At 69.1% G+C, this 24,608-nt stretch carries 24 protein-coding genes; 20 read left to right on the forward strand and 4 right to left on the reverse strand.

Annotation, left to right across the window (positions count from 1 at the left end; genetic code table 11):
• Positions 1-430: 430 nt before the first annotated feature.
• On the reverse strand, positions 431-910 hold the full coding sequence (locus LZ198_RS43745) for a transposase (RefSeq protein WP_407667503.1): 480 nt from the start codon (positions 908-910) through the stop codon (positions 431-433).
• A gap of 563 nt (positions 911-1,473) precedes the next feature.
• Here LZ198_RS43745 and LZ198_RS39110 point away from each other — a divergent pair.
• The 11 genes from LZ198_RS39110 to LZ198_RS39160 all read left to right on the forward strand — a co-directional run bounded on the left by LZ198_RS39110 (position 1,474) and on the right by LZ198_RS39160 (position 9,938).
• Positions 1,474-2,076 carry a hypothetical protein gene (locus LZ198_RS39110; RefSeq protein ID WP_253977265.1) on the forward strand — a complete coding sequence of 201 codons (603 nt, stop codon included), beginning with the start codon at positions 1,474-1,476 and terminating at the stop codon, positions 2,074-2,076.
• Between the two features lie 186 nt (positions 2,077-2,262).
• Complete coding sequence (locus tag LZ198_RS39115) at positions 2,263-3,348, forward strand: Mrp/NBP35 family ATP-binding protein (protein WP_253977266.1); 1,086 nt, start codon at positions 2,263-2,265, stop codon at positions 3,346-3,348.
• Positions 3,349-3,366: 18 nt separating this feature from the next.
• Positions 3,367-3,885: a hypothetical protein gene (locus LZ198_RS39120; protein ID WP_253977267.1), complete on the forward strand. Its 519-nt coding sequence runs from the start codon at positions 3,367-3,369 to the stop codon at positions 3,883-3,885.
• A 2-nt stretch (positions 3,886-3,887) separates the two neighbouring features.
• Positions 3,888-4,292 (forward strand): hypothetical protein, encoded by a 405-nt coding sequence (locus LZ198_RS39125; RefSeq protein WP_253977268.1) that lies wholly within the window; start codon positions 3,888-3,890, stop codon positions 4,290-4,292.
• A 68-nt stretch (positions 4,293-4,360) separates the two neighbouring features.
• Positions 4,361-5,209, forward strand: a complete 849-nt coding sequence (locus LZ198_RS39130; protein ID WP_253977269.1) for a 3-hydroxyacyl-CoA dehydrogenase family protein — start codon at positions 4,361-4,363, stop codon at positions 5,207-5,209.
• Between the two features lie 19 nt (positions 5,210-5,228).
• Positions 5,229-6,005: an enoyl-CoA hydratase-related protein gene (locus LZ198_RS39135; RefSeq protein ID WP_253977270.1), complete on the forward strand. Its 777-nt coding sequence runs from the start codon at positions 5,229-5,231 to the stop codon at positions 6,003-6,005.
• Position 6,006: 1 nt separating this feature from the next.
• Entirely contained in the window at positions 6,007-6,693 is a 687-nt protein-coding gene (locus tag LZ198_RS39140) for a hypothetical protein (protein ID WP_253977271.1), read from the forward strand.
• A 27-nt stretch (positions 6,694-6,720) separates the two neighbouring features.
• On the forward strand, positions 6,721-7,863 hold the full coding sequence (locus LZ198_RS39145; protein ID WP_253977272.1) for an acyl-CoA dehydrogenase: 1,143 nt from the start codon (positions 6,721-6,723) through the stop codon (positions 7,861-7,863).
• A 2-nt stretch (positions 7,864-7,865) separates the two neighbouring features.
• On the forward strand, positions 7,866-8,315 hold the full coding sequence (locus LZ198_RS39150) for an AgmX/PglI C-terminal domain-containing protein (protein ID WP_253977273.1): 450 nt from the start codon (positions 7,866-7,868) through the stop codon (positions 8,313-8,315).
• Between the two features lie 10 nt (positions 8,316-8,325).
• On the forward strand, positions 8,326-9,471 hold the full coding sequence (locus LZ198_RS39155) for an acyl-CoA dehydrogenase family protein (RefSeq protein WP_253977274.1): 1,146 nt from the start codon (positions 8,326-8,328) through the stop codon (positions 9,469-9,471).
• Positions 9,472-9,530: 59 nt separating this feature from the next.
• Complete coding sequence (locus tag LZ198_RS39160) at positions 9,531-9,938, forward strand: hypothetical protein (RefSeq protein ID WP_253977275.1); 408 nt, start codon at positions 9,531-9,533, stop codon at positions 9,936-9,938.
• 263 nt (positions 9,939-10,201) lie between these two features.
• On the opposite strand, the gene LZ198_RS39165 is transcribed toward LZ198_RS39160, so the two are convergent.
• On the reverse strand, positions 10,202-12,511 hold the full coding sequence (locus LZ198_RS39165) for a hypothetical protein (RefSeq protein WP_253977276.1): 2,310 nt from the start codon (positions 12,509-12,511) through the stop codon (positions 10,202-10,204).
• A gap of 636 nt (positions 12,512-13,147) precedes the next feature.
• Here LZ198_RS39165 and LZ198_RS39170 point away from each other — a divergent pair.
• On the forward strand, positions 13,148-14,860 hold the full coding sequence (locus LZ198_RS39170; RefSeq protein WP_234067118.1) for a 30S ribosomal protein S1: 1,713 nt from the start codon (positions 13,148-13,150) through the stop codon (positions 14,858-14,860).
• 79 nt (positions 14,861-14,939) lie between these two features.
• On the opposite strand, the gene LZ198_RS39175 is transcribed toward LZ198_RS39170, so the two are convergent.
• Together LZ198_RS39175 and LZ198_RS39180 are read right to left on the reverse strand one after the other, a co-directional pair.
• Complete coding sequence (locus LZ198_RS39175; protein ID WP_253977277.1) at positions 14,940-15,821, reverse strand: N-acyl homoserine lactonase family protein; 882 nt, start codon at positions 15,819-15,821, stop codon at positions 14,940-14,942.
• Positions 15,822-15,823: 2 nt separating this feature from the next.
• Positions 15,824-16,402 (reverse strand): TetR/AcrR family transcriptional regulator, encoded by a 579-nt coding sequence (locus LZ198_RS39180; protein WP_253977278.1) that lies wholly within the window; start codon positions 16,400-16,402, stop codon positions 15,824-15,826.
• Positions 16,403-16,679: 277 nt separating this feature from the next.
• Between LZ198_RS39180 and LZ198_RS39185 the strand changes: the two genes are divergently transcribed.
• From LZ198_RS39185 to miaB, 8 genes are all read left to right on the forward strand, one after another.
• Positions 16,680-17,861, forward strand: coding sequence for a thiolase family protein (locus LZ198_RS39185; RefSeq protein WP_253977279.1), 1,182 nt, complete (start codon positions 16,680-16,682; stop codon positions 17,859-17,861).
• A gap of 82 nt (positions 17,862-17,943) precedes the next feature.
• Positions 17,944-18,642, forward strand: a complete 699-nt coding sequence (locus tag LZ198_RS39190) for a CoA transferase subunit A (RefSeq protein WP_253977280.1) — start codon at positions 17,944-17,946, stop codon at positions 18,640-18,642.
• 7 nt (positions 18,643-18,649) lie between these two features.
• Entirely contained in the window at positions 18,650-19,306 is a 657-nt protein-coding gene (locus tag LZ198_RS39195) for a CoA transferase subunit B (RefSeq protein WP_253977281.1), read from the forward strand.
• A 60-nt stretch (positions 19,307-19,366) separates the two neighbouring features.
• Positions 19,367-19,750 carry a TIGR02266 family protein gene (locus tag LZ198_RS39200; RefSeq protein WP_253977282.1) on the forward strand — a complete coding sequence of 128 codons (384 nt, stop codon included), beginning with the start codon at positions 19,367-19,369 and terminating at the stop codon, positions 19,748-19,750.
• Between the two features lie 38 nt (positions 19,751-19,788).
• The gene (locus LZ198_RS39205; protein ID WP_253977283.1) at positions 19,789-21,108 is read left to right on the forward strand and encodes a class I SAM-dependent RNA methyltransferase; all 1,320 of its coding nucleotides are present in this window, start codon (positions 19,789-19,791) and stop codon (positions 21,106-21,108) included.
• Positions 21,108-22,505: a vWA domain-containing protein gene (locus LZ198_RS39210; protein WP_253977284.1), complete on the forward strand. Its 1,398-nt coding sequence runs from the start codon at positions 21,108-21,110 to the stop codon at positions 22,503-22,505. Before LZ198_RS39205 ends, LZ198_RS39210 begins: the two co-directional genes overlap by 1 nt.
• A gap of 114 nt (positions 22,506-22,619) precedes the next feature.
• The gene (locus tag LZ198_RS39215) at positions 22,620-23,135 is read left to right on the forward strand and encodes a hypothetical protein (protein WP_253977285.1); all 516 of its coding nucleotides are present in this window, start codon (positions 22,620-22,622) and stop codon (positions 23,133-23,135) included.
• Between the two features lie 71 nt (positions 23,136-23,206).
• Entirely contained in the window at positions 23,207-24,595 is a 1,389-nt protein-coding gene (gene miaB / locus LZ198_RS39220) for a tRNA (N6-isopentenyl adenosine(37)-C2)-methylthiotransferase MiaB (RefSeq protein WP_253977286.1), read from the forward strand.
• The last annotated feature ends 13 nt before the right edge of the window (positions 24,596-24,608 follow it).

Consider the following 24,608-nt stretch of genomic DNA (forward strand, 5'->3'; position numbering starts at 1 on the left):
GCACCAAGGGGGCCTTGGAGTTGCGGTCCGCCGAGTCCGCAGGGTAGGAGTCCTCCTGTCTCGGCCCTCTCTCTTTGGCCGGTTTTGACGGGACCCTCTTTGGCCGGTTTTCACCTGACCATTGAGGGCTGCGGATGCCGCAGTGTCACTGAGGCCGCAGGGCTGCGGCTGGCCCGCTATCCTGGTAATCTCTCTCTCGAGGGCAAGGTGGCCACCTTCAAGAGCAGCTTGCAAAGGAGGTGTCGGGGTGCGTGAGGTAGTCTACGATGGGGACGTCAAGAGGGCGTTTGAGGTGGCTGCTTCTGGCGGCAAGGTGCTTTGTCACAGATGTCGCGCGGCGTTGGTTGTTGCTTGGAATATGAAATCGGCAAGGCTGCTCGGGGTGCGTCCTGGAATTTTCCGTCCGACCAGTGTGAATCATGTCATGGTTTCATTTGCCTTCAGGTTTGAACATTTGGGGCCGTCCGAGCCGCCTGATGAGTGACTCCTGATGACGCCGAATGAGGTCAGTGTCGGGTTGGTTGATCGCAAAGGTCATGGTTCGGTCGGGGAGGACCTGGGGGGAACTTCCGACGTCTCCTGTCGGCGGGTGGATCTCTGTCAGGGCCCCTCCGAACCTGCGCGCCGACTCCCTCAGGCGTCGCCATGCAGTCATGGCTGATGGGGCGAATTGTTGGCGGGGCAGTATTTCCCATGAGATTCCGCTTCGGAGCGCGAAGACGATGGCCTCCGGTGTGTCCCTGTCGGCCGCTTGAGGTCGACCCGACTTCTTTCTGGGGTGAGATTGAAACAAGGGAGTCATTTGATTCCAAATGGCGTCAGGGACGAGTTGGAGGGCGTGGTGGTGGTCGAGCTTGGATTTGTGAGTTGTGTGCTGCGATTTCTGACTGACAGTGGCAGGGCGCCGCACGAACCTTCCGAGCTACAACTGTAGGAGTAGCCAGCGGTCCGGCGGGGTCAGACAGGTAATGCTGGGGACTGTTTGAGCAGAGTGTTCGAAGATGAGGTGGCAATGGAGAGGGACGTTTGATGCCGATGGTTCATTGTCCGACTCGCGCGTTGGAGGACGTTCGTATTTCATGTGCATACATTGTCGATGCCGTCGAATTGAGCCGTCTTGAGCCCGTTCGTGTCCTCGTTGATGGCTGGAGAACGCCTGTTGCGCTCTGTCGGATGTGTTGGGGGCAGGCCCTGGACAGGCTTCGTGTCGGCCCTGATGGGGGATATGATCTGGAATGGGATGCGCATCCCGGTGGCTACTGTGTTCGATGCATGAGTGAGTGGTTTACGGCGCAGGGATGGGGGATTTCGAGAGAATGATTGCCGAGGCTCGTCGCGAGGCAGGCCTTCAAGAAGCCCTGAGCGAGGAAGTTGTGGCTAAAATCTCCATGGCATGCCCCAGAGCGTGGGGTAGGCAGACCTGAGAGCGAGTGTGGAGCCTCGCTGGCATTCGGGTGGTATCTTCCGCGCCCCATGAAGCACACCGTCCTCCTAGGCAGCCTCCTGCTGGCCCCGGCCTGTGCCACCACGCCGCGTGAGCCCGTCTCCGTCGCGGAGGCCTACGCCCGCGCCCTCGACGAGGGCCGCCTCCAGGAGGCCTACGCCCTGACCACCGACGGCCCGGACGGCGAAGCCGCCTTCCTGGAGCGCTACTCCGACCCCACCGCCCGCATGGACCGCGCCGCCGCCGTGCGCGCGGGCGCCTCCGTCCTCGAGGCCCGTGCCCCCTCGTTGACGCTCGCTCGCTCCGGCGCCGACTGGCGCGTCGTCGAGGCCCGCCCCGCCGACGTCCCCCGAACCACCCTCCGGCGCTTCCTCGACGCCTCCGACGCCCGCGACTGGAAGGAGGCCTACAGCCTCCTCGCCGCCCCCTTGCGCGCCCGCTACACCCCCGAGCGCCTCCAGTCGGACTTCGAGCACGAGCCCCTCGCGAAGGAGCGCCTGCGCCGCGCCCGGCTCGCCCTCAACACCCACGTGCGGGTGGGGGCGGGGGAGGCCGTCTTCCCGCTCGGCGACGAGCGCGCCGTGCGCCTGGTCCTCGAGGACGGCGAGTACCGCGTCGCCACCCTCGAGTAACCCCCAGCCCCGCTGATGGGCGGCTTCAGCCCGCCGACATCCGCCTGCCCCCAAGGGTGCCTGGAGGGTGCGCCTGCCCCCACGGGGCGTTAAACGACGTTGACAGCCCCCCGCGTGCTGGCAGATTCCGCGCCCGCCAGGGGGCGCCCCCAAGCGCCCGTTTTCCAAAAGGTTTCAGGTGTTCCGATGAGCGTTTCCGAGGCCGACGTCCTCGCGGCGATGTCGAAGGTGATGGACCCCGAGCTCCACGTGGATCTGGTGAAAGCCGGGATGGTGAAGGACGTCCGCGTCAGCGGAGACACCGCGAAGCTCAAGATCGAGCTCACCACGCCCGCCTGCCCCATGAAGGGGAAGATCCAGGCGGACGCCGAGGCCGCCCTCAAGGCCGTCCCCGGCCTGAAGTCCTTCGACATCGAATGGGGCGCCCAGGTGCGCGCCGCCGGAGGTTCCATGCCCACGGGTGGACTGCTGCCCAAGGTGAAGAACGTCATCCTCGTCGGCGCCGGAAAGGGCGGGGTGGGCAAGAGCACCGTCGCCCTCAACCTCGCCACCGCCCTGGCCCAGCACGGCGCCAAGGTGGGCCTGCTCGACGCCGACTTCTACGGCCCCTCCGTCCCCCTCATGACCGGCCTGGGCGACAAGAAGCCCGTCAGCCCCGACGGCAAGTCGCTCGACCCGCTCGTCGCCCACGGCATCAAGGTCATGTCCATCGGCTTCCTCGTCGAGGCCGACCAGGCCCTCATCTGGCGCGGCCCCATGCTCCACGGCGCCCTCATGCAGCTCGTGCGCGACGTGAACTGGGGCGAACTCGACTACCTCGTCCTCGACCTGCCCCCCGGCACCGGCGACGTGGCCCTCTCCCTGTCCCAGTCCATCCGCGCCGCGGGTGCGGTGCTCGTCACCACGCCGCAGGACGTGGCCCTGGCCGACGTGGTCCGCGCCAAGCAGATGTTCGACAAGGTCCACATCCCCGTGCTGGGCATCGTGGAGAACATGTCCCAGTTCGTCTGCCCGAACTGCTCGCACGTCACGCCCATCTTCAACCACGGCGGCGGCCGCAAGGCGGCGGAGATGTTCGGCATCCCGTTCCTCGGCGAGGTTCCGCTGGACTTGAAGGTGCGTGTGTCGGGAGACTCCGGCGTGCCGGTGGTCGTGGGCCACAAGGACAGCCCGGAGGCCAAGGCCTTCCAGGACGTCGCTCGCAACGTCGCCGGTCGCGTCTCCGCCCAGGGCGCGAAGGGAATCCCCCTGCCCGTGGTACAGGCTCGCTGACACCCAAGGAGAGACTTCATGGCCCCGGCCGGCAACGACGACTTCCCGCCCGACCCGCTGATCGACGACGATCGGCAGGGACGTGAAGGCCGTTCCGGTCCCGCCGGCTTCGTGCCGGAGTTCGTCCGCCGCATGGCCGTGGCCGGCCTGGGCGCCCTCTTCATGACCGAAGAGGGCATCCGCAACCTCGCCGGGCAGCTCAAGCTGCCCAAGGAAGCCCTCGGCTTCATCCTCTCCCAGGCGGAGAAGACCAAGGACGAGGTCACCGGCGCGATCACCGAGGAGCTCCGCCGCTTCCTCCAGTCCGAGAAGCTCCGCGACGAGTTCCTCAAGCTCATCTCCGGCATGACGCTGGAGATCAAGGCCCAGGTCCGCCTGGTGCCCCCGGACAAGGCCGAGAAGCTCGGCTCCGACGACGAGGCCGAGCCCCCCGAGCCCCGCGCCGCCAAGGAGAAGCGCCACGCCGCCCCCACGGCCCGCGTGGTCATCTCCGAGCTCAACGCCCGGCGCCCCGGCTCCCGCCGCAAGAAGGACTAGGCGTGTCCACTTCCGAACGGAAGGGCTGGCGCTCCTCGCCACTGGCGAAGCGACTGCCCCTGCTCGTGCTCGCCGCGCTGGGCCTGTGGCTCTGGCAAATCACCGGCACCCCGGAGCGCGAGCTGGTCCTCCAGCCCACCGGCCCCGGCTGGGAGGCCGCCCGCGCGCTGGACCTCCAGGTGGTGGACTCCGAGGGCATCCCCCTCAAGCGCGAGGAGCGCTTCTTCACCACCGGCGCCCCTCCGGAGCTGAGCTTCAAGGTGGACCTGCCGGCGGGCGCCTTCCGCGCGGTGCTCTTCGTGAAGCTCGCGGACCGTGAACAGCGGGTGCGCATCGACGAGCCGCTGACGGTGGGGGAGGAGCGTTACATCGTCCGCCAGCTCCAGTTGCCGCCCGCGACTCGTTGACCGTCCCGGAAGCGTGGGCTAAGGCCGCCCCACGTATCCACATTCCGACCGAGAGGGTTGAGAGGACCATGGCAACGGAGCACATCGTCGTCGTCGGAGCCGGGCAGATGGGCGCGGGCATCGCGCAGGTGGCCCTGCAGGCGGGCCTGCGCGTCACCCTGGCGGACGTGTCGAAGGACGGCCTCGCCAAGGGCGCGGACCGCATCCGCGCCGGCCTGAAGAAGCTGGTCGAGAAGGGCAAGCTGGACGCGGCGAAGCAGCAGGCCGCGGAGGCCAACCTCGCCACGCTGACGAACGTCACCGAGGCGAAGGACGTCGACTTCGCCATCGAGGCCGTGACGGAGAACGAGGACCTCAAGCGCCGCATCTTCCAGGACCTGGACGCCGTCGTCCGCCCGGGCGGCATCCTCGCCACCAACACCTCCTCCATCCCCATCACCCGCATCGCCGCGTCGACGAAGCGCCCCGAGTCCGTCATCGGGATGCACTTCATGAACCCGGTGCCGGTGATGCAGTTGGTGGAGCTCATCCGCGGCGCGGCCACCTCCGACGAGACCTACGCCACCACGCGCGCCCTGTCCGAGCGCATGGGCAAGACGACGGTCGTCTCCAAGGACTACCCGGGCTTCATCGTCAACCGCATCCTCATCCCCATGCTGAACGAGGCCTGCTACGCCCTGATGGAGGGCCTGGGCAGCGCCGAGGACATCGACACCGCGATGAAGCTGGGCACCAACCAGCCCATGGGCCCGCTGCAGTTGGCGGACTTCATCGGCCTGGACACCGTGCTCTACATCGCCGAGGTGCTCCACAAGGGCCTGGGCGACCCGAAGTACCGCCCGTGCCCGCTGCTGCGTCAGTACGTGGACGCCGGCTGGTTCGGCAAGAAGAGCGGTCGCGGCTTCTACAAGTACTGAGCCCCCAGGAGCCTCGCACATGACCTACGAGAACATCCGGCTGGAGCACGAGGGCGCCATCGCGCTCCTCACCATCGACCGCCCCAAGGCGCTCAACGCGCTCAACAGCAAGACGCTGCAGGAGCTGGAGGCGGCCGTGCAGTCCCTGGGCGCCGACACCCGCGCGCTCATCATCACCGGCGGGGGCGAGAAGGCCTTCGTCGCCGGCGCCGACATCTCGGAGATGGCGTCGCTGCCCGCGTCCGCGGCGCGCGAGTTCGCCGCCCTGGGCCACCGCGTCTTCGCCCTGCTGGAGGCGCTGCCCATCCCCACCATCGCCGCGGTGAACGGCTTCGCGCTCGGCGGCGGCTGCGAGCTGGCCCTCGCGTGCGACCTCATCTACGCGTCGGAGAAGGCGCAGCTCGGCCTCCCCGAGGTCAGCCTGGGCGTCATCCCGGGCTTCGGCGGCACCCAGCGGCTCACCCGCCTGGTGGGCCGCTCGCGCGCCAAGGAGCTGGTCTTCACCGGCGGCCGCGTCGACGCGGCGACGGCGAAGGCGATCGGCCTCGTCCTCGACGTCGTCCCCGCCGCCGACCTGCTGACGCACTGCAGGCTCGTGGCCGGGAAGATCCTCAAGAACGGCCCGCTGGCCGTGTCCCAGGCCAAGCGCGTCATCGAGTTCGGCGCCGACCAGGACCTGCGCGCCGCCAACGAGCTGGAGCGCCAGGGCTTCGCGGCGCTGTTCGGCTCCGACGACCAGCGCGAGGGCATGAAGGCGTTCCTGGAGAAGCGTCCCGCCGCCTTCACCGGCAAGTGACGTGACGCGGGCGCTCGCGGTCGGGAGCCTCCTCTCGGTCCTCCTGGCCGCGTCGCCAGCCCGCGCCGATGTGCCCGCCACGCCGGAGCCTCCCGACACGGAGCGGGCTCCGGCGCTCGTCTCGTGGAAGCGGGTGCTGTGCCTCTACACCGGCTGCTTCCTGGAGCCGCTCGTCCCCGACGTGCGCTACGAGTGGGGCTCGCGGCCGCGGGAGCACTGGGTGCTCTCGTGGCCCGTGCACCCGTGGGCGCTCCCCGCGTGGGACATCCCCGGCCCCACGCTCGTCCTCTCGCCCTTCGTCGAGCCGCAGCTCCGGCTGTCTCCCGCCGTGTTCCGCCTGCTGGGGGGCGCTCGCCTGTACGTGTTCCCCGACACGGCCCGGCTGGGGGCGCTCGTCGAGGGAGCGGGCGTGTGGGGCGGAGACGGCTCGGGGGGCGTGGCGGGGCTGGGGTTGACGTACGATCTCATCGAGCGACACCGCGACACCGTGCCCTGGACGCTGTCCGTGGTGCTGCGGCGTACCTGGACCGGGGAGGGCGCTCGCATGGATGTCTCCTTCGATGTCACCGTTCCACTGAACATGTTCCGGGGGACGACCCGGAATTCCGGGGATGCGGTCGCCCAGCCGTCTTATCGGAACGGCAATCCGACCTTGGGGGTGGGGCCGGGCGTCTTCGCTATTCCCTGAGAACACCCCCCGTAATATGGAGCCCTCATGAACTTCGAGCTGAATGACGTCCAGCGCGAGATCCAGCGGATGTGCCGCGAGTTCGCCGCCAAGGAGCTCACCCCCAACGCCCGCAAGTGGGATGAACACCACACGTGGCCCACCGACGCGGTGAAGAAGCTCGCCGAGCTGTCGCTGCTGGGCGTGGCCGTGCCGGAGCAGTACGGCGGCGCGGGGCTCGACAACGTCTGCTATGCGATTGCCGTCGAGGAGCTCAGCCGCGGCTGTGCGTCCACGGGTGTCATCGCGAGCGTGAACAACTCGCTCTACTGCGACCCGGTGATGAAGTTCGGCACCGAGGCCCAGAAGGAGGAGTTCCTCACGCCGTTCGCGCGCGGCGACAAGCTCGGCTGCTTCGGCCTGACGGAGCCCGAGGCCGGCAGCGACGCGGCCGCCCAGTCCACCGTCGCGGTGCGCCGGGGTGACGAGTACATCATCAACGGCTCGAAGAACTGGATCACCAACGGCCCCAAGGCCGACGCCATCGTCCTGTTCACGATGACGAACAAGGAGGCGGGCCACCGCGGCATCACCGCGTTCCTGGTCCCCACCAACACGCCGGGCTTCACCCGCGCGGAGCCCGACAAGAAGATGGGCATCAGCGCCGCCTGGTCCTGCTCCATGTTCTTCGAGGACATGCGGGTGCCGGCCAAGAACCTGCTCGGCAAGGAGGGCGAGGGCTTCAAGGTCGCCATGTCCACGCTGGACGGTGGCCGTATCGGCATCGCGGCGCAGGCGCTGGGCATCGCGCGGTCGGCGTACGAGGAGGCGGTGCGCTACTCGGGTGAGCGCAAGTCCTTCGGCAAGCCGATCCGCGAGCACCAGGCCATCCAGTTCATGATCGCCGACATGGCCACGGAGATCGACGCGGCCCGCCTGCTGGTCTGGCGCGCGGCGCTCCTCAAGGACAAGGGCGTGCGCCACAGCGCGGAGAGCGCGATGGCCAAGCTGTACGCCAGCGAGATGGCCAACCGCGTGGCCCACAAGGCCCTGCAGGTCCACGGGGGCATGGGCTACAGCAAGGAGATGGACGTCGAGCGCCATGTCCGCGACGCCCGCATCACCGAGATCTACGAGGGGACGAGCGAGATCCAGCGCATCGTCATCGCGGCCAACGTGCTGAAGGAGTAGCCATGAAGAAGGCGTTGCTTCCCTTGTTGCTCCTGGCGTCGTCGGTGGCGTTCGCGCAGGGAACTCCGGCGAAGAAGCCCGCTGGCGGGAAGCCCACGCCCACGACTCCGGCGCCCGCGAAGAGCGACGCGCCGGACGTCGCCCGCATGCCCTTCACCCCGGACTCCATCCGCGAGGTGGTCCTCTACAACCAGGGGCGCATCCAGGAGTGCTACGAGGACCACATGGCGGAGAAGGACAAGAAGGTGGAGGGCCGGCTGAAGACGACCTTCACCATCGACGCCAACGGGCTGGTCAAGGGCGCCAAGGTCGTGAAGAAGGGCAGCACCCTGAAGGACTCCGGGCTGCACGACTGTGTGGTGGCCGTGCTGTCGTCCATGACGTTCCCCAAGCCTCCGGACGGCGCCGACCATCCCATCGAGTATCCGTTCAACCTCAAGGCCATCGAGTAGGACGACCGCCGTGAACCTCGAGCTGACCGAGACGCAGACGTTGATCCGTGAGACGGCCCGGAAGTTCGCCCGGGAGCGCGTGGCCCCGCTGGCCCGTGAGCTGGACAGGCAGGAGCGCTTCCCCACGGAGTTGTTCAAGGAGCTGGGCGAGCTGGGGCTCCTGGGCGTCAACATCCCGTCGAAGTACGGCGGCTCGGAGGCGGGGGCCGTCTCGTACTCGCTGGCGATGATGGAGATGGCCGCGGCGGACGCTTCCACGTCGGTGGCCATGGCCGTCACCAACATGTGCGCCGAGCTCATCAACGCCTTCGGCACGGAGGCCCAGCGCGAGAAGTACGTGACGCGGCTGGCCTCGGGCGAGGCCGTGGCGGGCTCGTTCGCGTTGTCGGAGCCGCACGCGGGCTCGGACCCGGGCGCGCTGCGCACCACGGCGGTCCGCCGTGGGGACACGTGGGTGATCAACGGCAGCAAGCAGTGGATCACCTCCGGCGCCCACGCGGGGGTCATGGTGGTCTGGGCGCGCACGTCGCCCGCGGGCAACAAGGGCCTGTCCTGCTTCATCGTCGAGGGTGGCACCCCGGGGCTCATCGTGGGGCGCCACGAGGACAAGATGGGGCTGCGCTCCTCGAACACGGTCGCGCTGACGTTCGAGGATTGCGTCATCCCTGCGGAGAATCTCCTGGGCGCGGAGGGGCAGGGTTTCCGCCTCGCCATGGTCGCGCTGGATGGTGGCCGCATCGGCATCGCGTCCCAGGCGTGCGGCGTGGCCCGCGCGGCGCTGGAGGCCACGGCGACGTACGTGAAGGACCGCAAGGCGTTCGGGCAGGCCATCGGCGACTTCCAGGGGCCGCGGTTCATGATCGCGGACATGCGCACGCAGATCGACGCGGCCGAGCTGCTGACCCTGCGCGCGGCGCACCTCAAGGACCTGAAGCAGCCCTTCACCCGCGAGGCCTCCATGGCGAAGCTGTTCGCCAGCGAGACCAGCAACCGCGTCTGCGACAAGGCCGTCCAGCTCCACGGCGGCTATGGCTACATCGACGAGTTCCCGGTGGAGCGGTACTTCCGCGACGCGCGCGTGCAGACCATCTACGAGGGCACCAGCGAGGTGCAGCGGATGGTCATCGCCCGCGAGAGCTTCCGCCTGCTGGGCTGACTCGGGGCGGGGCGTGGTTGGCTCCGTCCTCTTCGTCTGTCCGAAAGGTCTCACCGTCCATGGCGCTGACGAAGAAGGGCGAGCACTCCTACGGCGACTCGCGGGCCGACCTGCGGCCCTTGCTCGAGCAATACAGCCGGGAGAATGCCTATCCCGTCGAGACGATGGCGTCGCTCGCGTGTGAGTGCGGCGTCGACGTGCTGGAGTTGCTCGTCGACGATGACGCAGGGGTTGCCGTCCAGTCCTGTCCGGCGTGCGAGAAGCAGCAGCCGCTCGGCGACAGCGCGGAGTACCTCGACGAGGCCGACCCGGATGTGTGCGAGTGCCTGTGTGGCGAAGAGCGGTTCGAGATCTCCACGGGCGCCGCGTACTACAGCGACCGCACCACCGTGCGTTGGTTCTACGTCGCCTGTCGCTGCGTGGCCTGTGGCCTCGTGGGGTGTTACGGCGACTGGAAGACGCCCTGAGCACCGGGTCGGGAGATACCGCCTACCGACCCGGGAGTGAGTCGGCTTCCGTGTCGTGAGGTTTGCGGGCGCAGGGGAGTGGGGGACCGGGGGGAACTGCCCGTGAGGGGGCCCACCAGGGACTCCGCCCTGACGAAGTGACGGCGTCTGTCCGGGACGTCCTCCGCTGACGTGGCTCGAGTCGCGTGGCGCGCGCCTCGCGGGAAGCCGCGTTCCCGGAGGCCTTGCATCTTGCATCATGGACGCCTCCGGGAGGGAGTTGCTCAGCCTCGCGACCGTCGAGGCCACCGGTGCAACGTGAGCCCCAGGCACGCGCCCAGCCACCACAACGGGAGTCCGCTGGCGCCACCCGCCGCGCAGCCCCATCCGGTCACCGTCAGGTCTCTCGGGATGCCTGGGAGCTCCGGCCCCTCCAAGCCCGCGTCGTTGCCGCCATCACTGGCGTTGGGGTCGCCCGCGTCGGGGTCCTCGCCGCCGTCAGGGCCACCTGCGTCGTTGCCTCCGCCGTCCACGCCGGCATCCTCGTCTCCCGCGTCACCAACCGAGGTGCCGCCGTCCGTGTCGCCGGCGTCGGAGCCTGGGTTGCCGCCGTCCGTGACTCCGCCGTCGTTGCTGCCCGTGCCTCCATCCGAACTGCCCGCGTCGCCGCCTGGCGAGCCACCATCCGCGCCCGCGTCGGAGGTTCCACTGTCGGGGCCGCCCGCGTCCGCGGTGCCTGCATCCGTGGAGCCCGCATCCTGGCCGCCCGCGTCCGCGGTGCCTGCATCCGTGGTCCCCGCGTCCACGGGGCCGCCACCATCCGGCGAACCCGCGTCTCCCGTCCCTGCGTCCACGGGACCGCCGCCATCCGGGGAACCGGCATCGGTTCCCGCATCGACGGGGGTGCCGCTGTCCGACGTGCCCGCATCGACACCCGCGTCCGTGGTGCCCGAGTCAGGCCGCCCACCATCGGGACTGCCGCTGTCAGGCGCGCCCGCGTCCATGCCCGCATCGGCAGTGCCGGCATCCGGGCGCCCACCGTCTGGACTGCCACCGTCGGGCCCCTCGACGTCCAGGAAGTACTCGTCGGCGACGCTGGGCTCGTATGTTCCCTCGGAGCCGCTGTAATCGGCCGTGAGGATGTGGGTCCCCGCGTCCAGGGTCATCATGATGGACGCGGTCCCGTCGGCCGAGAGGGACAGGGTCGCCAGGAACTGGCCGTCGACGTAGAGGGAGACCTCGCCCTCGGTGATGGGGTCGCCCTCCAGCGACGTGGTGACCCGCATCGTCACCGTGACGAGCGAGTTCTCCTGGACGGGATTCGGGTCCGCCTCGATGGTGATGACCGTCGTCGCGGGCGCCAGCCCCTGGATGAGGAAGACCGCGTCGTTGAAGGACCGATCTCCCCCGGCGCTGCTGTCCTCCCACCCCAGCAGCATCACCTCCGGGCGCGAGCGCGGCGTGTGGAGGAGGGCGTGCGGGCTGCGCTCTCCCTGGCCCCGGACCTCCTTGACCGTCTTCCCGACCACGATGCCGCCGTACGCCGCCGAACCGAGCCGGCGATATCCCGAGTCGCTCAGCCACTCCGTTCCCAGGTCCTTCGTGGTGAGCCGCTCATCCGGCAGCTGGTGCAGGTCCAGGTTGAGCAGCGTCTTCGAGAAGTAGACCTGGGTATCCCCATGGGCCCAGAGCGAGCACTCCATCCAGCCCGAGGGGCCTCGGTAGGGGATGAGGCAGGCATCCGCCGACATGCCGGGGAGCTGGGTGCCCTGGGTGACGAGGAAGAAGACCACCTCTCGCCCACCGTCGATCCTCCCCAGGCGCAGGCGGCGCCCCGCCTCGCCCAGGTCCAGGCTCGGGTCGCTCCCCGGTATGAGCCGACCCACGCCGTCGAACGCGCGAGGCGCCACGAGGTGTCCGAGGCCGCGGTGGCCGTTGAGCGGATCCCGGGGCTCGAGCAGGTTCGGGACGTGCGGGAAGACACCTCGATCGCTGAAGGGCGCGTCCGCCAGCGTCTCCGGTCGCCCCAGGTGCCCGAGCAGCGCCGGCTCCTCCGCCAGGGTCCGGCCCACCACGGCCCCACCAGGCTGGGAGGGCAGGCTCCAATCCCCCACGGGCCAGCGCCGAGGCCCCACGCCCGGCACGTAGTCCGAGCCGTTCGCGCAAGCCCCCGTCAGCAGCTCCGGCGCCCGGAAGCGCGCCACCCGCGCGTCGGGGAGCAGGTGGAAGAAGATCTGCTCCGGCAGGCACCGCGAGCCCTCGCCCACGTAGGGACGGTCCGGGTTCAGGTTGAACAAATCTTCGTGGAAGTCCGCCACGCCGTTGCCGTCCGCATCCACCAGGACGTCGTCCGACGGATCCCCGGGGTCGCGGAGGTCCACGTAGCCCCGGGAGACGAGCTCGTCGTAGTAGAGCCACCCCAAGGTGTGGGCGCCGCTCCCGCCCGCGGCGCCCTCCACGACGAGCAGCTCCAACTCCCTCGCCTCGGGCATGCGCAGCGTCCCGCGCTCGAGCCCGCTCGCCCGTGCGCCTTCCGGACTGGCTCCGAGGATGGCCAGCAGCAGGGCCACGGGCGCAAGCGTCCAACGTTGCATGAGGGTGTCCTGGGTGGAGCCGGGACGCAGCGCCCGGGGAACGGTGGGGGACCGCGAGCACGTCACTCTACGCTTATCCGTCTTTCCCCGCACTCACAGCGAGTCCAGACACGGCGGAGGAAGAGGAAGGGCAGAGGCCCACGGCCGACGGCGTGCGGGAACAGTCCACCCCCCCGGGCGCACCTCCCCCATGACTCACGCCGACCCCAGGGATCGTGGGCCTCGACCCACGTCCGGAACGGCGCGGGCGAGCGGGCGTCGCATTTTCGTGGATTTTTGCGGTGACATCCCGCACACGCACCGGCGCGGTCGGTGGTGGAGCGCGGCGCTTCGATGTCCGAAGGGCGGCTTCCGGGAGGGCGGGCAGGCGCAGGTGGCGTCCGGCCCCAGGGTTTCACGGCGAGCGGATTGCGCTGGTGCGCCTTGACACGGGAGGGGTAGGGCATCCACCGATCAGCACATGGGGCACGCCCTTGCTTGACTATCGGAATAACCGGTGTCTAGGGTGCGCGGCTTCACTCAACAGTCCAATGTCCCCACAGGTGGGGACGACCGCGGCCTCCCGTTGCGCCCCGCAGGAGAACGCGTCCATCCAATCAGGGGGCAGCTGTACCGTTTCAAAGGACTTCCAACTCCATGCAGCAGAACGTGAACCAGCAGGTCGAGACTGACGCCGGTGAAGAGAACTTCGCGGCGATGTTCGAGGAGTCGCTCAAGGAGCGCGGTGGCGACGGCATCCTGAAGGAAGGGGAGATCGTCAAGGGCACCGTCGTTCAGGTGACGAAGGACTACGCGATCGTCGACATCGGCTACAAGTCCGAGGGTCAGGTCCCGATCTCCGAGTTCACCAATCCTCGCGGCGAGGTCTCCGTCAAGGCGGGTGACCCGGTCGAGGTCCTTCTCGAGAGCCGGGAGAACGACACCGGCATGGTCGTCCTCTCCAAGGAGAAGGCCGACAAGATGCGCATCTGGGACGAGATCAGCGCCGCTTGCGAGCGCGACGAGATCGTCAAGGGCACCATCGTGGGTCGCGTGAAGGGTGGCCTCTCCGTCGACATCGGCGTGAAGGCGTTCCTCCCCGGCTCGCAGGTCGACATCCGCCCTGTGCGCAACCTGGACCAGTACATCTCGAAGGAATTCGAGTTCAAGGTCATCAAGTTCAACAAGAAGCGCGGCAACATCGTCCTGAGCCGCCGCGTGCTCCTCGAGAAGCAGCGCGAGGAGATGAAGAAGGAGACCCTCAAGAACCTCAAGGAGGGTGCGGTCCTCAAGGGCGTGGTCAAGAACCTCACCGACTACGGTGCGTTCATCGACCTGGGCGGCATCGACGGCCTGCTCCACATCACGGACATGTCGTGGGGCCGCATCGGTCACCCGAGCGAGATGTTCAACGTGGGTGACGAGGTCCGCGTCGTCGTCCTCAAGTTCGACCCGACGCAGGAGCGCGTCAGCCTGGGCCTGAAGCAGATCCAGGAGGACCCGTGGCACCGCGCCGACGAGAAGTACCCGGTCGGCACGCGCGTGCGCGGCAAGGTCGTGTCCATCACGGACTACGGCGCGTTCATCGAGATCGAGCAGGGCGTCGAGGGTCTGGTGCACGTGTCCGAGATGTCCTGGACCAAGCGCCTCAAGCACCCGTCGAAGATCCTGGAGGTCGGCCAGGAGGTGGAGGCCGTCGTCCTGGACATCGATCCGAAGGCCAAGCGCATCGCGCTGGGCATGAAGCAGATCGAGCAGAACCCCTGGACGCTGCTCGAGGACAAGTACCCGATCGGCTCCGTCATCAAGGGCCAGATCCGCAACGTCACCGACTTCGGCGTGTTCGTCGGCGTCGAGGAGGGCGTGGACGGCCTGGTGCACGTGTCCGACATCTCCTGGACCCAGCGCATCAAGCACCCGGGCGAGATGTTCAAGAAGGGCGACGAGGTCGAGGCGGTGGTCCTCAACATCGACGTCGAGAACGAGCGCTTCAGCCTGGGCATCAAGCAGCTCCAGCCGGACCCCTGGGAGACGCTGTCCGAGCGCGTCCCGGTGGGCAGCCGCGTCAAGGGCAAGGTCACCAAGGTCACCGACTTCGGCGCGTTCGTGGAGATCGAGCCGGGCATCGAGGGCCTCGTCCACGTCTCCGAGCTGAAGGAGGAGCGTGTCGAGAACCCGCGTGACGTGGTGCAGGAGGGCCAGGAGGTCGAGGTCAAGATCATCGACATCAACACGCCTGACCGGAAGGTCGCGCTGTCGATGAAGGCGCTGATCGGCGAGGGCGACGACTACCGCGAGTACCTCCGCAAGCAGGCGGAAGGCTCCAAGGCGCGCCTCGGCGACGTGATGGGCAAGCTGACGAAGAAGTAATCCTTCGAGTCGGCTGCCTCACGGCGTGACGGCCGGGTTCCCGAGAGGGGGCCCGGCCGTTGCCGTTTCCGCTCCGTGGCTACTCCAGGTACGCGGGGAACGCGGGCAGCGACGCGAAGTCCTCCGGCACGTGCTGGATGACGAAGCGGCCGTGGGTGTCCTTCACCAGCGTCCGGACGCGGGCCATGGACGTCAGCGTGTCCTGGCGGCTGGTGTTGAAGCCGGGCACGCCGTCGTGCGCCCAGTTCTCGCGCAGGTGGCAGAGGTCCCCGGAGAGGACCAGCGTCCCGGCCTTCGCGAGCTTCACCTGCAGCGACTGGTGGCCGGGCGTGTGTCCGGGCGTGGAGACGATGCGCACGGTGCCGTCGCCGAAGACGTCCCGGTCACCGTCGAGCAGCTCCACCTTCGCCGTGCGCCACGCGGAGAACTTCGCGGGGTCCACGCCCAGGGGCGTGGGCGTGGCGGTGGCCCACTCCAGCTCCTTGCGCTGGACGAGCCAGGTGGACGCGAAGAACGCGTTGGCGTTGCCCGCGTGGTCCGCGTGCAGATGGGAGAAGCCCACGTAGCGCACGTCCGAGGTGGCCAGCTCCAGCCGCGCGAGCTGCGCCTGGAGCGTGGCGCGGACGAAGTAGCGCGGCCCCACCGGGTCCGGCACGCCGTCGGGCGACTTGGAGATGGCGTCATCCAGCCCCGTGTCCCAGAGCAACATGCCTTGGGGGTGCTGGATGAGGAAGCAGGGGACGGACATCGTCCCGCGCTGGCCGTTGGGGTGGCTGCCGTCCGCGAAGAAGCCCATGTCGTGGACGTCGATGCGACCGCAGTCGAGCGCGTAGAGGCGGATGTCGGCCGGCGGCGCCTCCCCAGCTTCGCTGGACGCGGCGGCGGTGTCCGCGTGGTGCGCGCAGGCACCGCCGAGGGAGAGCAGGAACAGGGACGGGAGGAGGGGACGGAGGGAGTGCATGTTCAGAGGAACCTCAGGACTGCGTCGACGATACGGGTGAGGCGGGTGGTGTCCTCCGCCGTCTTTCCGAGCACGCGGAGGCCAGTGAGGTGGTTGAGGAGGAGGCTCGCCAGTTCGCGCGCGTCGCGTGAGGCGTCGAGCTCCCCCGTGCGCTGGCCTTCCTCGACGAGCTCCAGGAAGTGCTGCTCCGTGCGCGCGAACATCGCGGACGCGAGCCGCGCCGCGGCGGCGTCACGCCCGGCCAGCTCGATGGCGGTGTTGATGGCGAGACAGCCCCGGCGCGCCGGGTCTGCGACGTCCGCCTGGATGACCGCGTGGAACAACGCGCGCAGCCGCTCCTTGACGGGGCCGGGCTGGCGCAGCAGCGCGAGCAGCCTGGGGGACTCGTGGTCGTGGTAGTGCCGCAGCGCGCGCTCGAAGAGGCTCTGCTTGCTCTCGAAGGCGTTGTAGAGGCTGCCGCGCCCCAGGCCCATCCGCTCGCCCAGCTCCTGCGGCGTCGCCGCCGCATAGCCCCGCTCCCAGAAGACCTCCATCGCCCGGTGCACCGCGTCCTCCGGGTCGAACTTCTTCGGTCGTGCCATGCACATGACTGATAGGTTGTTTTGTACCTCAAGGTCAAATATGAACCTGAATCACCATTCAGGTGCCCGACCGGTCGGACGGTGGTCGCCGGGAGGCGCGCGTGAAGGCGAGTGACTTCGGGGGATTGCGGACGCTGTCGCACCGCGTCGCGCGCAGTGGACGCTCTCGTCCGGGCGCCGAGCGAGGACGCTTGAACTCCGAGGAACGCCCGGTGATAAGGGCGACCGCCGCTGTTATCGAAGCTCATCCGCACATCCTCAAGAGGAGGCAGTTTTCATGGCTCGTGACGTCGTCATCGTGGGCGCGGCCCGTACCCCCATCGGCGCCTTCCAGGGGGCGCTCTCCAAGCTGACGGCCCCGCAGCTCGGCGCGGTGGCGATCAAGGCGGCGCTGGAGCGCGCGGGCGTGAAGCCGGAGGCGGTCCAGGAGGTCATCCTGGGCAACGTGCTCCAGGCGGGTGTCGGCCAGGCGCCCGCTCGTCAGGCCACCCTGTTCGCGGGCCTGCCGGAGACGGTCCCCGCCACCACGCTGAACAAGGTCTGTGGCTCCGGCCTCAAGGCGGTCATCGCGGGCGCGCAGGCCATCGCCCTGAGCGAGGCGGACGTGGTCGTCGTGGGCGGCATGGAGTCCATGAGCAACGCGCCCTACGTCAGCCACACGATGCGCGGCGGTGCGCGCATGGGCAACGTGGAGTTCAAGGACGCGATGATCCTCGACGGCCTCTGGGACGTGTACGGCAACGTCCACATGGGCATCTGCGCCGAGGAGTGCGCCACGACGCAGAACATCAGCCGCGCGCAGCAGGACGAGTTCGCGCTGGAGTCCACCAAGCGCGCCATCCAGGCCCAGAAGGACGGCCTGTTCGCGGCGGAGATCGTCCCCGTGCAGATCCCCGGCAAGAAGCCGGACGAGGTCGTCACGGTGTCCGACGACGAGGGCCCCAAGAACGCGAAGCCGGAGAAGATCCCCGGCCTGAAGCCGGTGTTCAAGAAGGACGGCACGGTGACGGCGGCCAACGCGTCCTCCATCAACGACGGCGCCGCGGCGCTGGTGCTGATGAGCGAGGAGAAGGCGAAGGCCGAGGGCCGCACCATCCTGGGCCGCATCACCGGGTACGCGCAGGCCGCGCGCAAGCCGGTGGAGTTCACCATCGCCCCGGCGGACGCCATCAACACGCTGCTGAAGAAGAAGGGCGTGGCGGCGGCGGACGTGGACCTGTGGGAGATCAACGAGGCGTTCGCGGTGGTGTCCGTCGCCAACAACCGCCTCCTCAACCTGGACCCGTCGAAGGTGAACGTGCGCGGCGGCGCGGTGGCGCTGGGTCACCCCATCGGCGCCTCGGGCGCGCGCGTGCTGGTGACGCTGCTGCAGACGATGAAGGACCTGGGCAAGAAGCGCGGCGTGGCGTCGCTGTGCATCGGCGGCGGCGAGGGCATCGCGCTGATGGTGGAGCGGTAGACACTCCCTCTCCCCATGGGGAGAGGGGCGGGGTGGGGGCCGGTGTCGGGCCTTCACCCCGCTTGCGTTATCGGGAGGGCGAATGAACAAGGTCTACGCGAGCGCGGACGAGGCGGTCGCCGACATCCCGGATGGCTGCACGCTGATGAGCGGCGGCTTCGGGCTGTGCGGCAATCCGGAGAACCTGATCGAGGCGCTTCACCGCAAGGGCGTGAAGAACCTCACCATCATCTCCAACAACTGCGGCACCACCGAGCTCGGGCTCGGCATCCTGCTCCAGAACAAGCAGGTGAAGCGGATGGTGTCCAGCTACGTGGGTGAGAACAAGGAGTTCGAGCGGCAGTTCCTCTCCGGGGAGCTGGACGTGGAGCTCAACCCCCAGGGCACCCTGGCCGAGCGCATCCGCGCGGGTGGCTGCGGCATCGGCGGGTTCTTCACGCCGACGGGCGCGGGCACGCAGGTGGCGGAGGGCAAGGAGACGCGCATCATCGACGGGAAGCTCCACGTCCTGGAGACGCCGCTGAAGGCGGACTTCGCCATCATCCACGCGCAGAAGGCGGACACCTGGGGCAACCTGGTGTTCAACAAGACCGCGCGCAACTTCTCCCCGATGATGTGCATGGCGGCCAAGGTCACCATCGTCGAGGCGGAGGAGATCGTGCAGCCCGGCGAGCTCGACCCGGACCAGGTGCACATCCCGAGCATCTTCGTGAAGCGCATCGTCCAGGCGAAGAACCTCCAGAAGTGGATCGAGCGGCGCACCGTCCGCAAGCAGGCCTGAGGCCCCCATGCCACTGACTCGTGAACAGATCGCCAAGCGCATCGCCCAGGAGCTGCGGGACGGCTTCTACGTGAACCTGGGCATCGGCATCCCCACGCTGGTCCCCAACTACCTCCCGGAGGGCGTGGAGGTGGTGCTCCAGTCGGAGAACGGCCTGCTGGGCATCGGGCCGTACCCGGTCGCCGGGCAGGAGGATCCGGACCTCATCAACGCGGGCAAGGAGACGGTGACGACGGTGAAGGGCGCGTCGTTCTTCGACTCGGCCCTGTCGTTCGGGATGATCCGCGGCGGCCACATCGACATGGCCGTGCTGGGCGCCATGGAGGTGAGCGAGGAGGGTGACCTGGCCAACTGGATGATCCCCGGGAAGATGGTGAAGGGGATGGGCGGCGCCATGGACCTGGCGGTGGGCGCCAAGCGCATCTACGTGGCCATGGAGCACGCCAACAAGGAAGGCCAGCCGAAGATCCTCAAGAAGTGCTCGCTGCCGCTGACCGGCATCAAGTGCGTGCACCACATCGTCTCCGACCACGCCTTCATCGACGTGACGCCGGAGGGGCTCGTGCTGCGCGAGCTGGCCCCGGGCATGACGGTGGAGCTGGTGCAGAAGCTCACCGAGCCGAAGCTGAAGATCGCTCCCGACGTGCGCGAGATGAAAGTCTGAGCGTGTGGGGATAAGGTGCGCCGCCGGGGGGAACGGTCTCCCCGGCGGAGCCCTGAACACATGAGCGACACGGCCGAGAAGACGAACTCCACCGATCCCCGGGCACCCCGCGTCGAGTACGAGCTGCCGGTGGCGTACCGCAGCGTGGCGGGCTTCGTGACGGACTGGGCCGTCAACCTGTCCCAGGGCGGCCTCTACATCAACACCGACAAGCCGCTGCCCGTGGACACCCACGTGAAGCTGCTGGTGACGCTGCCCGGGGCGCACTTCCCGGTGGAGCTGAAGGGCCGGGTGACGCGCACCAACGCCCATGGCGCTTCGTCCTCGCAGTCCCCGGGGATGGCGGTGGAGTTCGTGGACGTTGATGACGACAAGCGGTCGCGCATCGGGGAGTTCGTGGAGCGGCTTCGCCAGCAGCTCCCCCCGGAAGCGACCCGGAAGTAACGGCGGCCGCCTCGGGGCGCCGCCGGATGAGCGCCTGCATGCTGCCCCTACCTGAACTGCCCGTCTCCCTGACCATCGAACGCCTCGGCCAGCTCGGCGAGGGTGTGGCCTCGTGGGAGGGGCGCACCGTCTTCGTCCCCGGCGCCTTCCCGGGCGACACCGTACGCGTCCACCTGGAGGCCCAGGGCCGCGTCCTGCGCGGGCTCTTGCGGCAGGTGGTCTCCCCCGGGCCGGACCGTCGCGAGGCGCCGTGCGAGGTCGCCAGCGAGTGTGGCGGGTGTGACTGGCTGGGCCTGGCCGAGTCCGCCCAGCGCTCCGCGAAGCAGGAGATCGTCCTCTCCACCCTCGAGCACCTGGGCCACCTGCGGCGCGAGGACTTCACCGTCCGGCCGCTGCTCGTGGCGCCCCGGGACTGGGGCTACCGCCGCCGCGCCGTGCTGCACTCCGCGGGCAAGGGCCTGCTGGGCTACTTCGGCCGGCGGAGCCACGAGCGCATCCCCGTGTCCGCCTGCGGCGCGCTCACGCCCGTGTTGAAGGAGCTGCCGGGGAAGCTGGCGCCGCTGCTCAAGCCGCTCGCGAAGGACCTGGAGGAGGTGCTCCTGCTGGCCGAGGGCGAGCAGGCGGCGTTCGCGGTGACGCTGTCGGGCCCGGTGACGCCCAAGCACCTGGAGGCCGCCGAAGGCGCGGTGCGGGCGCTGCGGCTCGCGGGGGCGGTGCTGGTGCCCAAGGAGGGTTCGGTGCGCGTGCTGGGCAAGCCGGCGCTGCGGTCGTTCTCCCCGCTGCGCCCCGAGGTTCCCCTGTACCTGCGCCCGGACGCCTTCGCCCAGGCGCACGCGGAGGCCAACGTGGGCCTCGTCACCTCCGCCATCTACGAGCTGGGCGCGCGGGACGAGGACTCGGTGCTGGAGCTGTACTCGGGCAACGGCAACTTCACGTTCCCCCTGGCGGCCGGCGCGGCGTCCGTGCTGGGCGTGGAGTCGTCGCCGGTGGGCGTGGAGCTGGCCCAGCGCAGCGCTCGCGAGGCGAACGTCACCAACATTCGCTTCGTGCAGGGCGACGCGCGCAAGGTCTGCGACGGGCTGGTGAGCGAGGGGCGTCGCTTCGACGTGTGTCTGGCGGACCCGCCGCGCGCGGGGGCGCCGGGGCTGGCGAAGTGGATGGTGGCGCTGGGCATCCGCCGGGTGGTGTACGTGGCGTGTGATCCCGCATCGCTGGCGCGGGACGCCGCGGGGCTCGTGGAGGCCGGCTACCGGCCGCTGGCGCTCCAGGTGGTGGACATGTTCCCGCAGACGCACCACGTGGAGGCCGTCATGTCGTTCGAGCGCCCGGGTGCGGCCGGGACGACGGGGAGGGGTTGATGGACGCGCGCATCGTCGAGTTCGCGGAGGTCCTGCGGCAGAACGGCGTCCGGGTCAGCACGTCCGAGGTGCAGGACGCGCTGCGCGCGACGGCCGAGGTGGGGCTCGCGGACCGGGGCGTCTTCCGCGCGGTGCTGCGCACCACCCTGGTGAAGCGCGAGCTGGACGTGGACACGTTCAACCGCGCCTTCAACTTCTTCTTCTCCGGCGCCGCGGCGACGTTCGAGGCCATCGACAAGTCCCTGGCCGCGCAGATCCAGGAGGAGGGCTACCTGGAGGGGGACATGCTGAAGATGGTCCTCTACCAGATGAACCTGCTGCTGCCGGAGATGTCGCCCCTGGCGCAGGCGGTGCTGGAGGGAGACCGGGCCCGGCTGGCGCAGATCTTCCGGATGGCGTCGCTCCAACTGGACCTGTCGCGCATGGAGAGCCCGCTGCAGGCCGGCTTCTTCTCCCGGCGGATGCTCGCCGCGGCGGGCATGGACAAGGCCCGCTCCGACATGAAGTCGCTGGAGGACGAGCTGCGCGCGCGGGGCCTGTCGCCCGAGGGCGTGGAGATCGTCTCGCGCCACGTGGCCGGCGCCATGCGGAAGATCGAGGAGGCGTCGCGCCAGGAGGTGAAGCGGCAGGCCGAGGCCCGCATCCGCCGCCGCACCGACACCGTGGCGGACAAGCCACTGCACCTGTTGTCGCAGGCCGAGGTGGACCAGATGGAGTCCGCCGTGCGGACGCTCGCGGAGAAGCTGCGCAGCCGGCTCATCCGCCGCCAGCGCTCGCACCGCAAGGGCGCGCTCAACGTCCGCCGCACCCTGCGCCGCAACATGACGTGGGGTGGGGTGCCCATGGTGCCCCAGTTCCGCGCGCGCAGGCCCGAGCGCCCGGAGCTGGTGGTGCTGTGCGACGTGTCCGACTCCGTGCGCAACGCGTCCCGGATGATGCTGCTGTTCATGCACACGATGCAGTCGCTGTTCGTGCGCGTGCGCTCGTTCGTCTTCGTGTCCGACGTGGGCGAGGTGACCCAGTACTTCAAGGACCTGGACGTGGACGAGGCCATCGACATGGCCACCGCCGGCAAGACGGTGTCCCTGAGCGCCAACTCCAACTACGGCCGGGCGCTGGCGGACTTCACCCGGGACCACCTGGGCAGCATCACCCGCCGGACCACCGTCATGGTCATCGGCGATGGGCGCAACAACTACAACGCCAACAACGTCTGGGCGCTCAAGGACCTGCGCCGCAAGGCGAAGCGCGTGCTGTGGATCTGCCCCGAGGAGCGCGGCAACTGGGGCATCGGCGACAGCGAGATGCTCACCTACGAGAAGCACTGCCACCAGGCCGTGGTGGTGACGTCCGTCTCCGACCTGGCCCGCATCGCCGACCAGCTCGTGCCGGCGTGACGCGCGTCCTGCCTTCCCGAAAGGCTCCTCCGGGGAGCGTCCAGCCGGCCGGGCCAGGGCGCTACACCCCACGGGCCGCCCCTGTTACACATCCGGCCACGAAACGGAGACCCCATGGCCCCCTCGCTCTTCGATGACCTCGGCTACCAGGACGTCCGGAACCCGGAGGCGGGTACGGACTTCTCCGCGGCCGACGACCGCACCCTCCGGATGGCCGCGCCCGCCCTGGACGGGGCGATGCTCGACGCCCTGGTGCGCTACCAGGAAGCCTTCCTGACCCACGCCGGCACGGAGCACGAGCCCCTGGCCGTCGCCCACCAGAAGGCCCAGGCCGCCTCCGGGTTGGACCTCAAGACGGTGGAGCAGGGCGCCGCCATGCTCCGCGCCTTCGGCGGGCGACGGTGGACGGCCCGGAAGCTCCAGGACAAGCTCGAGCAGTTGAAGGCGGCCTCCGGGCCGGACGCGGAGGAGCTCCGCCGGCGCATCCAGGGGGAGTTGTTCAACCAGGAGCGGGAGACGGAGGCCCTGGCCCGGCGCTACGGGGACACCACCCTGGCGCTGCTCCGGGAGCGGGAGGCCACCCTGCTGGACCTGCACACCCGGATGACCCGGCTGCTCAGCCACGGCTGAGCGGGCGCCGGTCCGGTTGATTTCCGGCCCCGGGCGTCGCATAAGGGCACGTTCTTGCTCAGAGAATCCCCATGAAGCGCTACTTCATCCACACCTTCGGCTGCCAGATGAACGTCAACGACTCGCTCCGCATGAGCGAGGTGTTGTCGAAGATGTCCTACGAGCCGACCCCGGTGCCGGAGAACGCGGACCTCATCATCCTCAACACCTGCTCCATCCGCGAGAAGGCCGAGGACAAGATGCTGTCGGCGCTCGGGCGCTACAAGCCGGTGAAGGCCAGCCGGGGCGCCATCCTCGGGGTGGGCGGGTGCGTGGCGCAGCAGGAGAAGGACAAGCTCCTGAAGAAGGTGCCGTACCTGGACTTCGTGTTCGGCCCCGACAACATCGCCCGCCTGCCGGACATCATCGGCCGCGTGCACGCGGAGCGCGAGCGCGTCGTCGAGACGGCCTTCGTGGACTCCGAGGAGTACGTCTTCCCGCGCGCGGACCCGGAGACGTCCCGCGGCAAGGTCACCGAGTTCGTCACGGTGATGAAGGGCTGCGACAACGTCTGCTCGTTCTGCATCGTCCCGCACACCCGCGGCCGCGAGGTGAGCCGCGCCTTCCCGGACGTGCTGCAGGAGGTGGACGGCCTGGCGAAGGTGGGCGTGCGCGAGGTGACGCTCATCGGGCAGAACGTGAACTCGTACCTGGGCGGCGTCTCCTTCGCGCAGTTGCTCTTGCGCACCGCGGAGGTCCCCGGCATCGAGCGCGTGCGCTTCACCACCAGCCACCCGCACGACCTGTCCGACGAGCTCATCGAGGCCTTCCGCGTCCAGCCGAAGATCGCCCCGCACTTCCACCTGCCCGTGCAGTGTGGCAGCGACCGCATCCTGAAGATGATGCGCCGCGACTACACGGTGGAGCAGTACCTGGAGCGGCTGGCGAAGCTGCGCGCGGCGCGGCCGGGCATCGCTGTCACCACCGACATCATCGTGGGCTTCCCCGGGGAGACCGAGGAGGACTTCGAGCTGACGCTGAAGCTGACCGAGCAGGTCCGCTACGACAACCAGTTCTCCTTCATCTACAGCCCCCGGCCGAAGACGGGCGCGGCGCTGCGGGAGAAGGACTGGGGCCCGGTGGAGCACGACGTGAAGATCGCCCGGCTGGAGCGGCTGCAGAAGGTGCAGCGGCGCATCAGCGCGGAGACGACGGCGGCGCTGGTGGGCACGGAGGTCGAGGTGCTGGTGGAGGGCCACTCGCGCTACGACGCCACCAAGCGCTTCGGCCGCACGCCGGAGAACCGCACCGTCAACTTCGACGGGGACGCGCCCACCGGCTCCTTCGTGAAGGTGAAGGTGGAGCGCTCCACGCCCAACCAGCTCGCGGGCAAGCAGGTGGAGGTGCTCCAGTTGCCGACGGTGGAGCCGCTGCCCGTGGCGCCGCCCGTCTCGCCGTTCCACGTCATCGCGGAGGCCTGAGGCCTTCCGCCCG

It is taken from the genome of Myxococcus dinghuensis, assembly GCF_024198235.1.
In the GTDB taxonomy this organism is placed as follows: Bacteria; Myxococcota; Myxococcia; order Myxococcales; family Myxococcaceae; genus Myxococcus; species Myxococcus dinghuensis.